The 13,203-nt window shown below is 70.8% G+C and carries 12 protein-coding genes; 9 read left to right on the top strand and 3 right to left on the bottom strand.

The genetic code is table 11. The features are described from left to right. Window positions 1-168 precede the first annotated feature (168 nt). From BHU06_RS04835 to BHU06_RS04800, 8 genes are all read left to right on the top strand, one after another. Complete coding sequence (locus BHU06_RS04835; protein WP_070398010.1) at window positions 169-2,106, top strand: hypothetical protein; 1,938 nt, start codon at window positions 169-171, stop codon at window positions 2,104-2,106. 103 nt (window positions 2,107-2,209) lie between these two features. Continuing rightward, a complete protein-coding gene (locus tag BHU06_RS04830; protein ID WP_070398009.1) occupies window positions 2,210-3,604 on the top strand; it encodes a TIGR03013 family XrtA/PEP-CTERM system glycosyltransferase in 1,395 nt (464 codons plus the stop codon). A 111-nt stretch (window positions 3,605-3,715) separates the two neighbouring features. Then, on the top strand, window positions 3,716-4,330 hold the full coding sequence (locus tag BHU06_RS04825; protein ID WP_070398008.1) for a hypothetical protein: 615 nt from the start codon (window positions 3,716-3,718) through the stop codon (window positions 4,328-4,330). Continuing rightward, on the top strand, window positions 4,327-4,623 hold the full coding sequence (locus BHU06_RS04820) for an HPr-rel-A system PqqD family peptide chaperone (RefSeq protein WP_139146952.1): 297 nt from the start codon (window positions 4,327-4,329) through the stop codon (window positions 4,621-4,623). Before BHU06_RS04825 ends, BHU06_RS04820 begins: the two co-directional genes overlap by 4 nt. Next, window positions 4,620-5,540: an HprK-related kinase A gene (locus BHU06_RS04815; RefSeq protein ID WP_083292919.1), complete on the top strand. Its 921-nt coding sequence runs from the start codon at window positions 4,620-4,622 to the stop codon at window positions 5,538-5,540. The genes BHU06_RS04820 and BHU06_RS04815 overlap by 4 nt, the downstream gene beginning before the upstream one ends. A gap of 61 nt (window positions 5,541-5,601) precedes the next feature. Next, the gene (locus BHU06_RS04810; protein WP_070398007.1) at window positions 5,602-6,711 is read left to right on the top strand and encodes a nucleotidyltransferase family protein; all 1,110 of its coding nucleotides are present in this window, start codon (window positions 5,602-5,604) and stop codon (window positions 6,709-6,711) included. Between the two features lies 1 nt (window position 6,712). Beyond that, a complete protein-coding gene (locus BHU06_RS04805; protein WP_070398006.1) occupies window positions 6,713-7,483 on the top strand; it encodes a S1C family serine protease in 771 nt (256 codons plus the stop codon). Continuing rightward, entirely contained in the window at window positions 7,480-8,598 is a 1,119-nt protein-coding gene (locus BHU06_RS04800; protein WP_070398005.1) for an NAD(P)/FAD-dependent oxidoreductase, read from the top strand. The genes BHU06_RS04805 and BHU06_RS04800 overlap by 4 nt, the downstream gene beginning before the upstream one ends. Window positions 8,599-8,610: 12 nt before the next feature. Here the strand turns inward: BHU06_RS04800 and BHU06_RS04795 are convergent, their stop codons facing one another. Beyond that, the gene (locus BHU06_RS04795; RefSeq protein WP_070398004.1) at window positions 8,611-9,693 is read right to left on the bottom strand and encodes a quinone-dependent dihydroorotate dehydrogenase; all 1,083 of its coding nucleotides are present in this window, start codon (window positions 9,691-9,693) and stop codon (window positions 8,611-8,613) included. Window positions 9,694-9,735: 42 nt separating this feature from the next. Here BHU06_RS04795 and rpiA point away from each other — a divergent pair, with 42 nt between their 5' ends. After that, window positions 9,736-10,407, top strand: coding sequence for a ribose-5-phosphate isomerase RpiA (gene rpiA, locus BHU06_RS04790; protein ID WP_070398003.1), 672 nt, complete (start codon window positions 9,736-9,738; stop codon window positions 10,405-10,407). 7 nt (window positions 10,408-10,414) lie between these two features. Here the strand turns inward: rpiA and BHU06_RS04785 are convergent, their stop codons facing one another. Continuing rightward, the gene (locus BHU06_RS04785; RefSeq protein ID WP_070398002.1) at window positions 10,415-11,077 is read right to left on the bottom strand and encodes a glutaredoxin family protein; all 663 of its coding nucleotides are present in this window, start codon (window positions 11,075-11,077) and stop codon (window positions 10,415-10,417) included. 46 nt (window positions 11,078-11,123) lie between these two features. Beyond that, a complete protein-coding gene (locus BHU06_RS04780) occupies window positions 11,124-13,193 on the bottom strand; it encodes a M3 family metallopeptidase (RefSeq protein ID WP_070398001.1) in 2,070 nt (689 codons plus the stop codon). Window positions 13,194-13,203: the final 10 nt, after the last annotated feature.

Here is a 13,203-nt window from a genome sequence, read left to right as displayed (position 1 = left end):
CGGCGCGTGGATTTTTTCACGAATTCATGACGTCCTGGATTCAGAATGTGAGTTCCGCCGAAATCGAAACCATCTGAAAAAGCCCGGGGTTTGTCTCGATGGCCCTGGGGGTATTCGAGCCCTGGCGGGGCCGATACCGTGGTTTCGGATTGATACATTTGGGCCTTCATGACCGTTCGAGCCCTGAAGACGCTGGCGGCCGCCGCCCTTGCCCTGAGCACCGCCGCCGCCGCCCTGATCGGGGCATCGGCCCACCCGATCCTGCCGCTGGGCCTGGGCGCAGGGGTACTGCTGGCGATGGCGCTGACGGCCTGGCGCCCGTTTCTGGGCGCGTGGCTGCTGCCCGCGGTGCTGCCTTGGGCCAGCCAGACCGTGCACACGGGCTGGCTCATGTTCGACGAGTTCGATCTGATGGTGCTGGCCGTGGCGGCCGGCGGCTGGGGCGCCTGGGCGCTGCAGGCCTGGCGGCACCGCGACGGTGGGCCGGTGCTGGACCGGCGCTCGCTCGCGCTGTCGGTCGCCTTGCTGGTGGTGGCGGCCTGGGGCGCGGGCCGCGCCCTGGGCGATGGCGGGGCCTGGCCCTCCTGGGCGGCGTTTCCCTTCGCGGACTACCCGTCGCCGGCCAACGCCTGGCGGTCGAGCAAGTCGCTGGTCTGGGCGGCGCTGCTGTTGCCGCTGTGGACCGGCGGTGATACCGGATCGCGGCAGCGCTGGCGCCTGGCCTGGTGGCGCGGCTGCCTCATGGGCCTGGCCTCGGTCTGCGCGCTGGTGCTGCTGGAGCGCTTGTTGTACGCCGGCCTGTTCGATCTGTGGTCGGGCTACCGAACCACCGCCTGGTTCTGGGAAATGCACGTGGGCGGCGGCGCCATCGACGCCTACCTCGCCCTGAGCCTGCCGCTGGCCGCCTGGTGGTGGTTGCGCGCGCGCGGCCCGTGGACCTGGTGGGCGGCGGCTGCGCTGTTCGTGCTGGCTTGCCACGTGGTGCTGACGACCCAGTCGCGCGGCCTGTACGGCGCGGCGCTGATCGGCACGCTGCTGGCCGCCGCCCTGCACCGCCTCATGCCGCTGCAGGCATCCGATGGCGACCGGGCGCCGCCGCGATTGGGCAATGCCGCGGTGGTGTCGCTGGTGCTGGTCCAACTGGTCTGGGTGCTGCTGGGCACCACCGCCATCGCACAGCGGCTGGCGCGCTCGGGCCAGGATTTCACCGATCGCTTCGGCCATTGGCGCGCCGTGGCCTCGGCGGCCGACGGCATGGCGGACCTGGCACTGGGCATCGGCGCCGGCCGCCTGCCGGCGCGCTGGGCCGAGCGCCCCGACGCAGGGATGCCGGGCCGCGTGCAGTGGCCGACGGCCGATGGCGGGACGCGCCTGCGGCTGCACGGTCCCGACCGTGCAGGGCTGGACGGCGTGCGCTTCGCGGTGGTGCAGCGCCTGCGCGGCTTCGAGGCCGGCACCTACCGCGCGCGCCTGGTCTATGAGGCGCACCCCGGTCTGCGGCTGCTGGTCAGTGTCTGCGAACGCCACCTGATCTACGACCGCCGCTGCCAGTGGCGTTTCATCCGCCACGCGGACGACGCCGCCGGCGAGACCGGCCGGGTGGTGCGCGAGGTGGATCTGTTCGGCGATTCGCTGGCCCCTGACGCCCCGCTGGCGGGCTGGCGCGAAGGTTTTTTCAGCCTGTCGGTGCTGAACCCCGGCATGGCGGTGACGGTCGAGCGCCTTGAGCTGTTTGATCCCCAGGGCCGCCAGCGCCTGCTCAACACCGGCTTCGAGCAGGGGGCCGCGCGCTGGCTGCCCGCTGCCCAGGGGCATTTCGAACCCTGGCACGCGGACAACCTGTACCTGGAGGTGCTGGTCGAGCGCGGGGCCGCCGTGCTGGTGGCACTGCTGGCCTGGCTGGCCGGGGCGGCGCACGCCGCCTGGCGCGGGGTGCGGGAACGCGAGCCATTGGCCGGCGCCTGGCTGGCTGGCGTGACCGCCATCGCGGCCCTTGGCCTGCTCATCAGCGTGACCGAAGTGCCCCGGGTGGCCTGGTGCTGGTGGATCACCCTGGGCCTTGGCTTGGCATTCGGGCGAAATACTTCACACAAAAGCAGGATGTAAGCGATTGTGTTGACATGGTGTGGCCACTATCCTCGGACGAATGGGCAGGATGCGGTAGGGAGTACCCACATGACACCGATCTGCCGTGCCCGGAGAACCGCGCGTGATCAGGATCTTCAACCACTATTTCGACCGACACACCCTCATCCAGCTGTTGCTTGACGTCACGCTGGTCGCCGGCGTTTTCGTCGGCGCGCTGATCGCCCTCTCCAAGCCCGAGGACCTCACCAGTGCCCAGATCGGCCGCGGCGCGGCCCGCGGCCTGCTGATGGGCATCGGCTTCCTGGCGATCAATGCCGCCCTGGGCTTCTACGACCGCCGCACCATCCTGTCCACCCGTCAGGCGCTGGCGCGTTCGCTGGTGTCCTTCAGCCTGACCACGGCCCTGGTGGTATCGGTGCTGCTGCTGCTGCCGCTGCAGGCCTTCTACGGCCGCACCTGGTCGGTGGTGCTGATCATGATGGTCACCGCCGTGCTGCTGCTGTACCAGGTGCTGGTGGGGGAGTTCCTGCCGAAGGCCATTCCCAGGCGCCGGGTGCTGGTGTTCGGCACCGGCGCGCGCGCGCTGGCCGTGGGCCGGGCGCTGGAACTGCCCGGGGCCAACGCCGAACTCTGCGGCTACCTGGCCGGCCCCAACGAACAGGAGCAGCAGGTGCCCGCGGGCAAGGTGATCACCACCCAGCAGGCCTTGACGGATCTGGTGCAGAGCCGGCGCATCGACGAGATCGTCGTGGCCATCACCGAGCGGCGCGGCGGCAGCATGCCCATGCGGGCATTGCTCGACTGCAAGCTGGGCGGCGTGCGCGTCACCGACATCGCCGCCTTCTATGAGCAGAACCTCGGCCAGATCCGGCTGGAGGCCGTGTCGGCCGGCTGGCTCATCTTCGGCGACGGTTTCAACCAGGGCGTGGTGCGTACCACCATCAAGCGCCTCTTCGACATCCTGGGCGCGTCGGTGCTGATCCTGATCTCGCTGCCGATCATGGCGATCGCGGCGCTGGCCATCAAGCTGGAAAGCCCCGGCCCCATCCTGTACCGCCAGGAACGCATCGGCCTGAACAACCGCCCCTTCAACGTGGTGAAGTTCCGCAGCATGCGCACCGACGCCGAGAAGGATGGCGTGCCGCGCTGGGCCACCGCCGGCGACAGCCGCGTCACCCGCGTGGGCAAGGTCATCCGCAAACTGCGCGTGGACGAACTGCCTCAGCTCTTCTCGGTGCTCAACGGCGACATGAGCCTGGTTGGTCCGCGCCCGGAGCGCGGCTTCTTCGTCGACAAGCTGATCCAGGAGATCCCGTTCTACGCGGTGCGCCACAGCGTCAAGCCCGGTGTGACCGGCTGGGCCCAGGTGCGGTACCAGTACGGGTCTACGGTGGAAGACACCGCTGAGAAGCTTCAATACGACCTGTATTACGTGAAAAACCACTCACTTTTTCTTGATCTGGTGGTGCTGTTCGAGACGGTGGGGGTAGTGTTAACAGGTAAGGGCGCGCAATGAGTCTGCCGGCCGTCCAGACGATTACTTTTTGCTACAGATCGATCTACAATACCCCGCATACGTGCGGCCAGACTCGTGGGGTTTTGGCTGTCAGGCCGAAGGAGTTTTTCCATGTCCGATGTGAACCAATCTGAAGACGGCGCCGTGCGGGAAGCCGGCGCCCAAAAGTCCGGGGTCTCGCGTCGCCACTTGGTTCGGGCGGGCCTCAGCGCCGCGCCCGTGCTGGCCGCGCTCAAGAGCAACACCGTGCTCGCTGGCGGCGACCACACCTGCATCAAGCCCTCGACTTTCTCCTCGCTGCGTGCGGCGCAGATGAAGGTGAGCGCTCGGCGCGAGATCAAGACCGACTACGAGTGCCAGTCGCACGGCTACTGGAAGAACCGCGACAACGGCCTGCCGCGCGACTACAAGACCACCACCAAGTTCCTGTCCACGGAAACCGGCTTCACCCAGAACCCGGCCAGCGTCTTCACCGGCAAGAGCCTGCAGCAGGTGCTGGAGTCCGGCGGAAACCAGGGCAATACCGCGCTGGCCCGTCACGTCGTCGCCGCCTTTCTCACGGCCAAGGCGTACCAGAACGACCCGTCGCGGGTGATGCTCACCCAGGCGCAGTGCCGCGCCATCTGGAATGGCCAGGGCGTCTGGCAGCCCTTCGCGGGCACCACCTGGACGCTGAGCCAGACCATGGCCTACTTCGACCTGGTCTACGGTCCCTCGTTTCTGTGACCCTGGCACCAGGCGATCCGCTCGCCTGGGTCTGTCGGCGCACGCAGGCGCTGCACCTGCGGCGATGGCCCGATGGCGGCGTGGTCTACGACGCCGCGGACGGCAGCCTCAGTGCCATTTCGCCCGTGGCGGCGGAGCTCATCGAGCGGCTGCTGGATGGGCGGCCCGCCGACGCCGAGACCCTGGCGCGGCATCTGCTGCAAGCCCCCCCTGAAGCCGAGGACGTCGAGGGCGTGCGCCAGCACCTCGCGCAGTTCGAGCACATGGGTTTCATCGAGCGGGTGCCGGCGTGAGGACAGCCCGCGGGCGCGTCGCCGACCTGACGCCCGCCGAGCTGTCGGCCCGGCTCCACAACGGCGGCCTGGTGCTGTCGGTGCCGCCATTCACCGTGCGTGTGCGCAGCCCCATTCCCATCGTGCGCGAAGGCATCGAGCGGCTGTACGCGCTGCACGAGCACGCGGGTGACGAAGACGTGTTCTGCGACTTCCATGTGAGCGTCCTGCCCAGCCTGGGCTGGACCAGCCTTCGCTGCGAGCTCGACGTCGACGGCCAGCGGCCGTTCACGCCGCTGGCGCGCGGCGAGGCATTCGCCTTCTTCGAGTGGGGCTTGAACTGGTGCGTGACCAGCCACTGCCACCACTGGCTCACGGTGCACGCCGCCGTGCTGGAACGCGACGGCCGCGCGGTGCTGCTGCCGGCGCCTCCCGGCTCGGGGAAAAGCACGCTGTGTGCCTGGCTCATGCACCAGGGCTGGCGCTTGATGTCCGACGAGCTCGCGCTGATCGATCCGGCGAGCGGGCAGCTCAGCGCCTCGCCGCGACCCGTGAGCCTGAAGAACCAATCCATTCCCTTGATGCGCGAGCGCATGCCGGACGCTGTGATCGGCCCGTTGGCGCACGACACGCTCAAGGGCGTGGTGGCGCACCTGCGGGTGAACGAGGCCAGCCTGCGCCAGGCGGCGCTGCCGGCCATGCCGCGCTGGATCGTATTTCCGCGCTTCGAGAAGGGCGCGCCCCTGAGCGCCGTGCCGCGCCCGAAGCCGCAGACGCTGGTGGAGCTGGCGTCGAACAGCTTCAACCACCACGTGCACGGCCCGCGCGGTTTCGAGCGCATGGCCGACATCGTTGACGGCTGCGACGCCTTCGACCTGCGCTACAGCGAGCTCGACGACGCGGCGGCCTGGTTCGATTCCCTGGCGAGGGCCGCGTGAGCGCCACCGGTCCGCGTCCGAAGCGCTCGGCCCCGCGTTGTGTGGCATGGAGGGTGGTCCCGTGACATTGCCCGCGCTCGACCTGCTGATGCTGCCGCTGCGCGAGCCCGAGCGGCTGGGCTCGCTCACGCCGGGCCAGTGGGACCTGCTGGTGCGCCAGGGCCGCCGCGCCGATCTGCTGGCCCGCATGGCCGAGCGCATCGACGCCGCCGGCCGCTGGGCGGACGTGCCGCCCGAGGTGGCGCGCCACCTGCGGTCCATGCAACTGCTGGCGCGGCGCCAGCACGAGGAGCTGCGGCACGAGACGCAGCAGCTGCTGCGCGTGTTCGGGCAGGCCGGTCTGCCGCTGGTGTTGCTCAAAGGCGCGGCCTACGTGCTGCAGGACCTGCGCGTGGGCGAGGGGCGCATGGTCTCGGACATCGACATCCTGGTGCCGCGCGAGCGCCTGGCCGAGGTGGAGTCGGCGCTGATGCTCAGCGGCTGGGTCAGCACCAACACCAACGCCTACGACCAGCGCTATTACCGCACCTGGATGCACGAGCTGCCGCCCATGCGCCACCTGCGCCGGGGCACGGTGCTGGACGTGCACCACGCCTTGGTGCCGCTGTCGGGTCGGCTGCGGGCCGATCCCTCGGCCATGCTGGGCGACATCCGTCCCATTCCCGGCCACCCGGGCGTGCACGCGCTGGCCCCCGTGGACATGGTGTTGCACAGCGCCGCGCACCTGTATGCCGAAGGCGAGCTGGAGCTGGGCTGCCGCGGCCTGCTGGACATCGAGTTGCTGGTGGGCGAGTTCGGGCAAGACCCCGCGTTCTGGCCCGCGCTCACCGCGCGCGCCACGGCGCTGCACTGGGAGCGCCCGCTGGCCCAGGCCCTGGTGTACCTGGACGAACTGCTGCGCACCCCGCTGCCGCCCGAGGCGCGCGACTGGGCCGCGCGGGCGCACCGCCGCTGGGCACCGGGCTGGCGCGGCCGCCTGCTCGACGCCATGTACCGGCGCGCGCTGCGCCCCGATCACCACTCCCTGTCGGATCGCTGGACCGCGCTGGCCCGCGCCGGCCTGTATGTGCGCGGGCATTGGCTGCGCATGCCGCCCTGGCTGCTGGCCGGCCACCTGGCCCGCAAGTCGCTGATGGCGCTGCGGGCGCCGCGTGGCGCTACGGAGAACTGACATGGACCGGCGCCACTGCCTGGGCCTGATCGGCTCCCTGCCGCTGTGGGGGGTGCCCGGCGCCGCGCGCGCCGCGCTGGCCGACACCGTGGCGCGCATGAAGCCCTCGGTGGTGCTGGTGGGCACCTGGCGCGAGACCGACAGCCCGCGCTTCCAGCTGCGTGGCAGCGGCTTCTTGGCGGGCCGGCCCTCGCAGGTGGTGACCTGCGCGCATGTGCTGCCCACCCAGGAGGACGGCACGCCGGCCGCGCAGCTGGTGGCGCAGGTGTGGCAGCGCGAGAGCGGCTGGTCCCTGCGCCAGGCCCGCGTGCTGGGCACCGAGCGCCACGGCGACATCGCGTTGCTCAGCATCGACGGCCCGCCCGGTCCGCTGGCGGCGCTGGGCGATTCCTCGGCGGTGCGCGAGGGCGACGACCTGGCCTTCATGGGCTTTCCCATCGGCAACGTGCTGGGCTACGCGCACGTGGTGCATCGGGCCATGGTGTCCAGCATCGCGACCTCGGCGCCGCCGAGCCCGGACGCCGATCGCCTGCGCGGCCCGGCGATCCGTGGCGCGCGCGAAGGCGCCTTCGACATTTTCCAGCTCGACGCCGTGGCCTACCCGGGCAACAGCGGTGGGCCGCTGTTCCGGCCGGAGACGGGGGAGGTCGTGGGCATGATGAACATGGTGCTGATCAAGGGCACGCGCGAGTCGGCGCTGAGCCAGCCCTCGGGAATCGCCTACGCCATCCCCTCGGCGCGCGTGCGCGAACTGATGAGGACCCAGCGATGACGGCCGAGCGCGTCGATGCGGTGGTGGTGGGGGCCGGCGTGGTCGGTCTGGCCGTGGCGCGCGCGCTGGCGCAGGCCGGCCGCGAGGTGCTGGTGCTGGAACGCGAGGCGGCCATCGGCACCGGCACCAGCTCGCGCAACAGCGAGGTCATCCACGCGGGCATCTACTACCCGGCGGGCTCGCTCAAGGCCCGGCTCTGCGTGCAGGGCAAGCGGGCGCTGTACGCCTATGCGGCCGAGCGCGGCATCGCGCACCGGCGCTGCGGCAAGCTGATCGTGGCGAACACGCCTTCGCAGCTGGCGGGGCTGCCGGGCATCGTGGCGGGCGCGGCGGCCAACGGCGTGGACGACCTGGAGATGCTCTCGCGCGATGCGGCGCGTGAACGGGAGCCTGCGCTGGAGTGCCTGGGTGCGGTGCTCTCGCCGTCCACCGGCATCATCGACAGCCATGCGCTCATGCTCTCGCTGCAGGGCGACCTGGAGGCGGACGGCGGCATGGTGGTCTGCCACAGCGGCGTGCGCGAGATCCAACGCCAGGACGAAGGCTGGCTGATCGTGTCAGAGGACGGCACGCCACTGCTGGCGCGCACGGTGGTCAACAGCGCCGGCCTGCACGCCTGCGCGCTGGCCGGCCGCATCGCCGCGCTGCCCCCCGGCAGCGTGCCGACGCCGCGCTACGCCAAGGGCAGCTACTTCACGCTCGCCGGCCGTTCGCCGTTCCAGCGGCTCATCTATCCCGCGCCCGAGCCCGACCAGCACCTGGCCGGCCTGGGCGTGCACCTCACGATGGACCTGGGCGGGCAGGCCAAATTCGGGCCTGACGTGCAGTGGGTGGACCGCGCCGACGACCTGGTGGTCGACCCCGCCCGCGGCGAGGGCTTCTACGCCGCCGTGCGCCGCTACTGGCCGGCGCTGCCCGACGGCGCGCTGCAGCCGGGCTACGCCGGCCTGCGGCCCAAGATCAGCGGGCCGGGCGAGCCCGCGGCCGACTTCCTGATCCAGGGCCCCGCGCAGCACGGGCTGCCGGGGCTGGTCAACCTCTTCGGCATCGAATCGCCGGGGCTGACCAGTTGCCTGGCGATCGGCGAGCGGGTGCGCGAGCTGCTGGCCGACTGAGCGGGCGCCGCTTCAGCGCCTGAGCGCCGCGATCGCCTGGGCCGATTCGTAGACCAGCGCCGGCCCCTGGTAGATCAGGCCGGTGTAGATCTGCACCAGGTCCGCGCCCGCCTCGATCTTGCTCAGCGCGTCGCGCGCGCTCAGCACGCCGCCCACGCCGATGATCGGGAACGAGGCCCCCAGGGCCGTGCGCAGGGCGCGGATCACGCGGTTGCTGGCCTCCAGCACCGGCGCGCCCGACAGGCCGCCGGCTTCCTCGGCGTGGCGCAGGCCCTTCACGGCCTCGCGCGACAGCGTGGTGTTGGTGGCGATCACGCCCAGCTCGCCGCTGGCCTGACCGTCGGCGCGGCAGCCGTGGCGGCGCAGGGTCTCGGCGATGACGCCGATCTGGGCCTCATCCAGGTCGGGCGCGATCTTCACGAACACCGGGATGCGGCGCTGGTGCCGCTGCGCCAGCTGTTCGCGCCGCTCCATCACCGCCCCCAGCAGCGCGTCCAGCGCGGCGTCGCTTTGCAGGCTGCGCAGGTTCTGCGTGTTCGGGCTGGAGATGTTGACGGTGACGTAGTCGGCGTGTGGGTAGACGCCGTCCAGGCAGGTGAGGTAGTCCTCGGTGGCTCGCTCGATCGGCGTGCTCGCGTTCTTGCCGATGTTCAGGCCCAGCCGCATGGGCGTGGCGCCGCCGTCGCGGCGAAAGCGCGCGCGCTGTACGTTGGCCAGGAAGGCGTCAAGGCCGTCGTTGTTGAAGCCCAGCCGGTTGATCAGGGCCCGGCGCTCGGGAAGGCGGAACATGCGCGGCTTGGGGTTGCCGGGTTGGCCCCTGGGTGTGACCGTGCCAACCTCCACGAAGCCAAAGCCCATGGCGGCCAGGCCGTCGATGCAGCGCGCGTTCTTGTCCAGGCCCGCCGCCAGGCCCACGCGGTTGGGAAATTGCAGGCCGGCGAGCGTGAAGGGGTCGCTCACGCGCGGCTGGCTGTACAGGCAGGTGAGCGGCGAGTGCTGCACGCGGGCGATGGCGCCCAGCGTCAGTTCGTGGGTGGCCTCGGGGTCCAGACCGAACAGGAAGGGGCGCGCCGCGCCGTAGGGAAAGAGTGACATCGGATAATCCGCGGTTTTTCGACCAACCCCGGATTCTCGCAAATGACCCAGGACGAACTCAAAACGCTGGTGGGCCAGGCCGCCCTGCACTACGTGACGCCCGGTGAGGTGGTCGGCGTGGGCACGGGCTCCACGGTGAACAAGTTCATCGAGGCCCTGGCCACCATGAAGGACCGCGTGCCCGGCGCGGTGTCCAGCTCCGAGGCCTCCACCGCCCGGCTCAAGGCCATCGGCATCCCGGTGCTCGAGGCCAATGAGGTCGGCGAGCTCTCGGTCTACATTGACGGCGCCGACGAGATCGACCCGCGCGGCCACATGGTCAAGGGCGGCGGCGCCGCGCTCACGCGCGAGAAGATCGTGGCGGCCCAGTCGCGCCGCTTCGTCTGCATCGCCGACGAATCCAAGCTGGTGCAGACCCTGGGCGCGTTTCCGCTGCCGGTGGAGGTGATCCCCATGGCCACGGCGCGCCTGGTGCGCCAGTTCGCGGCCCTGGGCGGCCAGGCCCGGGTGCGCCTGAAGGACGGACAAGCCCTGGTGACCGACAACGGCCAGCACATCCTGGACGTGACCGGCCTGCGCATCACCGACCCGCTCGCCTTCGAGAGCGAGGTCAATCAGTGGCCGGGGGTGGTGACGGTGGGCGTGTTCGCCCACCAGAAAGCGGTCGTGTGCCTGCTGGGCACGCCGGCGGGGGTGAAGACGCTGAACTTCTGAGCGCGGTTCAGAAGCGGATGCCGGCTGGGTTGGTGACCGGCGGCTGCACCGGGGTCTCGGCCGGCGCGGGCTGAGGGGCGGCGCCGTCGGCGGACGCATCGCCCGCCGGGGTGGGCGATCCAGGCAACGGCGTGGCGGCCACCAGCGGTGCGGGTGCCGGGCGGCGGTAGCTGGACGGCAGGGCCGACTGCTTGGGGTAACCCGCGGCGTCGAGGTACTGGGTCCACTCCGTTTCGAGGTAGCCGCGCAGCTTCTGGCCGCCGATGGTCAGCAAGGGGAGGGAGGCGTCGCTGTTGAGGCGGCGCAAGGCCTGCACATCGTCGGCGGTGTTCACCGTCTTTTCGGTGTACGGAACGCCGCGCGAGTTGAGCAGGTTGCGGCCCGTGTTGCAGGGCGCGCAGTTGTCGCCGGTGTAGAGCACGACGGGGTAACGGGAGGCGATCTGGCGCAGTTCGTAGGGCAACTGGCCCCCGCCGCCGACCGAGGTGGCCGGGGCGCTGCCGCTGGCGCCCGGTTGCGGGCGCGCCGTGGCGCTGGGGGGCGGCTGGTCGGAGAAGGTGACGCGGCCGTCCGGGCCGACGATGCGGTGGACGCCCTGGGCCATGGCCGGCAGCGCGGCCAGCAGGAGCAGAGCGGTGGTGACACGGGCGGCAGCGGAGCGCTTCTTCATCTTCGTCCCTCGGTTCTTTGGGCTTGTCGGCGGCCGGCGCGCGGGTTCAAACCATGCCTTGGTGCCGCAGCAGGGCGTCGATCGATGGCTCGCGGCCGCGGAAGGCCTTGAACGATTCCATCGCAGGGCGGCTGCCGCCGGCCTCCAGAATCGACTGACGGTAGCGCCGGCCCGTCGCAACGTCCAGGGTGCTGCGGCCCTGCTGCGCCGCGGCCTCCTCGAAGGCGGCGTAGGCGTCGGCGCTCAGCACCTCGGCCCACTTGTAGCTGTAGTAGCCGGCCGCGTAGCCGCCCGCGAAGATGTGGCTGAAGGTGTGCGGCGTGCGGCTGTAGGCCGGCGGCTTGAGCACCGCCACGTCGTCGCGCACGCGGTTGAGCAGGGTGAGGATGGCCGCACCGTCCGCCGGCGGCGGGGTTTCGCTGTGCAGCAGCATGTCGAACAGGGCGAACTCCACCTGGCGCAGGGTCTGCAGGCCGCTTTGGAAGTTCTTGGCGGCCAGCATCTTGTCGAACAGGGCGCGCGGCAGCGGCTGACCGCTGTCCACGTGGGCTGTCATGTGCTTGAGCACGTCCCACTCCCAGCAGAAGTTCTCCATGAACTGGCTGGGCAGTTCCACGGCGTCCCATTCCACGCCGCTGATGCCCGAGACGTCGCGCTCGTTCACCTGGGTGAGCATGTGGTGCAGGCCGTGGCCGAACTCATGGAAGAGCGTGATGGCGTCGTCGTGCGTGAGCAGCGCCGGCTTGCCGCCCACGCCCTCGGCGAAGTTGCAGACCAGGTGGGCCACGGGCGTCTGCAGGGCGCGCGAATCGGGGCGCAACCACCGGGCGCGCACGTCGTCCATCCAGGCGCCGCCGCGTTTGCCGGTGCGCGCGCCAGGGTCCAGGTAGAACTGACCCACGAGCTGGCCGCCACGCTCGATGCGGTAGAACTCCACGCCCGGATGCCAGACCGGCGCGCTGTCGCGGCGGATGGCCACCTCGAACAGCGTCTCGACGATCTGGAACAGGCCGGCGAGCACCTTGGGCGCCGTGAAGTACGGTTTGACTTCCTGCTCGCTGAAGGCGTAGCGCGCCTCCTTGAGCTTTTCGCCGATGTAGGGCCAGTCCCAGGCCTGGGGGTCGGCGATGCCCAGGTGATCGGCGGCGAAGGCGCGCAGGTCGGCCAGGTCTTGTTCGGCGAAAGGGCGGGCCTTCGTCGCCAGGTCGCGCAGGAAAGCGCTCACCTGCTCGGGCGACTCGGCCATTTTGGGCACCAGCGAGACGTCGGCGAAGTGGCGGTAGCCGAGCAGGCGCGCCTCTTCGTGGCGCAGGGCCAGCAATTCGACCATGAGGGCGGTGTTGTCGAAGCGCGCGAGCTCGGCAGGGGCCTGATCGCTGGCGCGGGTGACGTAGGCGCGGTAGAGCTTTTCGCGCAGCGCGCCCGAGCGGGCGAACTGCATCACCGGCAGGTAGACCGGCATCTTCAGGCTGAGCTTGTGGTCCGTGCGGCCTTCGACGCGGGCCGCGGCCGCGGTGGCCTGCACCACGTCCTCGGGCACGCCGGCCAGCTCGTTGGTGTCCACGTACAGCGCGAAGGCGTCGGTGGCGTCCAGCGCGTTCTCGCTGAATTTCTGCGCCAGTTCGGCCGCGCGTTCCTGGATGGCGGCGAAGCGCTCCTTGGCGGCGCCCTGCAGCTCGGCGCCGCCCAGCACGAAGCCGCGCAGCGCATTGTGGTGGGCTTGGGCCTGCTCGGCCGTGAGCGAGGCCGGGTCCATGGACTTGTATTTGGCGTAGAGCCGCTCGTCGGCGCCCAGGCGGGTCCAGAACTCGGTGACCTTGGGCAGGGCCGCGTTGTAGGCGGCGCGCAGCGCCGGGGTGTCGGCCACGCTGTTGAGGTGGCTCACCGCCCCCCAGGCCCGCGACAGGCGTTCGGTCGCCACGTCCAGGGTGCCGGCCATGGCGGCCCATTCGGCGGGAAAGCCGGCGGCCGTCACAGCCTCCAGCGCGGCACTGGCCTGGTTCAGCAGCTCGTCGATCGCCGGGCCCACGGTATCGGGGGTGATGGCGTCGAAGCGCGGCAGGCCGCTGAAGTCGAGCAGCGGGTTGAGCTGGGCGGGGTCTTGGCGGACGTTCATGGGGGCTCAG

This window comes from Hydrogenophaga sp. PML113 (assembly GCF_001777155.1).
Classification (GTDB): Bacteria; Pseudomonadota; Gammaproteobacteria; order Burkholderiales; family Burkholderiaceae_C; genus Hydrogenophaga; species Hydrogenophaga borbori.
Note: the sequence above shows the minus strand (reverse complement) of the source record. Positions and strands in the feature narration are given on the sequence as shown.

What these genes read in the sequence shown, in the direction of transcription:
- BHU06_RS04835 (WP_070398010.1), top strand. Translation starts at nt 169, where the DNA reads ATGACCGTTCGAGCCCTGAAGACGCTGGCGGCCGCCGCCCTTGCCCTG.
- BHU06_RS04825 (WP_070398008.1), top strand. Translation starts at nt 3,716, where the DNA reads ATGTCCGATGTGAACCAATCTGAAGACGGCGCCGTGCGGGAAGCCGGC.
- BHU06_RS04805 (WP_070398006.1), top strand. Translation starts at nt 6,713, where the DNA reads ATGGACCGGCGCCACTGCCTGGGCCTGATCGGCTCCCTGCCGCTGTGG.
- BHU06_RS04800 (WP_070398005.1), top strand. Translation starts at nt 7,480, where the DNA reads ATGACGGCCGAGCGCGTCGATGCGGTGGTGGTGGGGGCCGGCGTGGTC.
- BHU06_RS04795 (WP_070398004.1), bottom strand. Translation starts at nt 9,693, where the DNA reads ATGTCACTCTTTCCCTACGGCGCGGCGCGCCCCTTCCTGTTCGGTCTG.
- rpiA (WP_070398003.1), top strand. Translation starts at nt 9,736, where the DNA reads ATGACCCAGGACGAACTCAAAACGCTGGTGGGCCAGGCCGCCCTGCAC.
- BHU06_RS04785 (WP_070398002.1), bottom strand. Translation starts at nt 11,077, where the DNA reads ATGAAGAAGCGCTCCGCTGCCGCCCGTGTCACCACCGCTCTGCTCCTG.
- BHU06_RS04780 (WP_070398001.1), bottom strand. Translation starts at nt 13,193, where the DNA reads ATGAACGTCCGCCAAGACCCCGCCCAGCTCAACCCGCTGCTCGACTTC.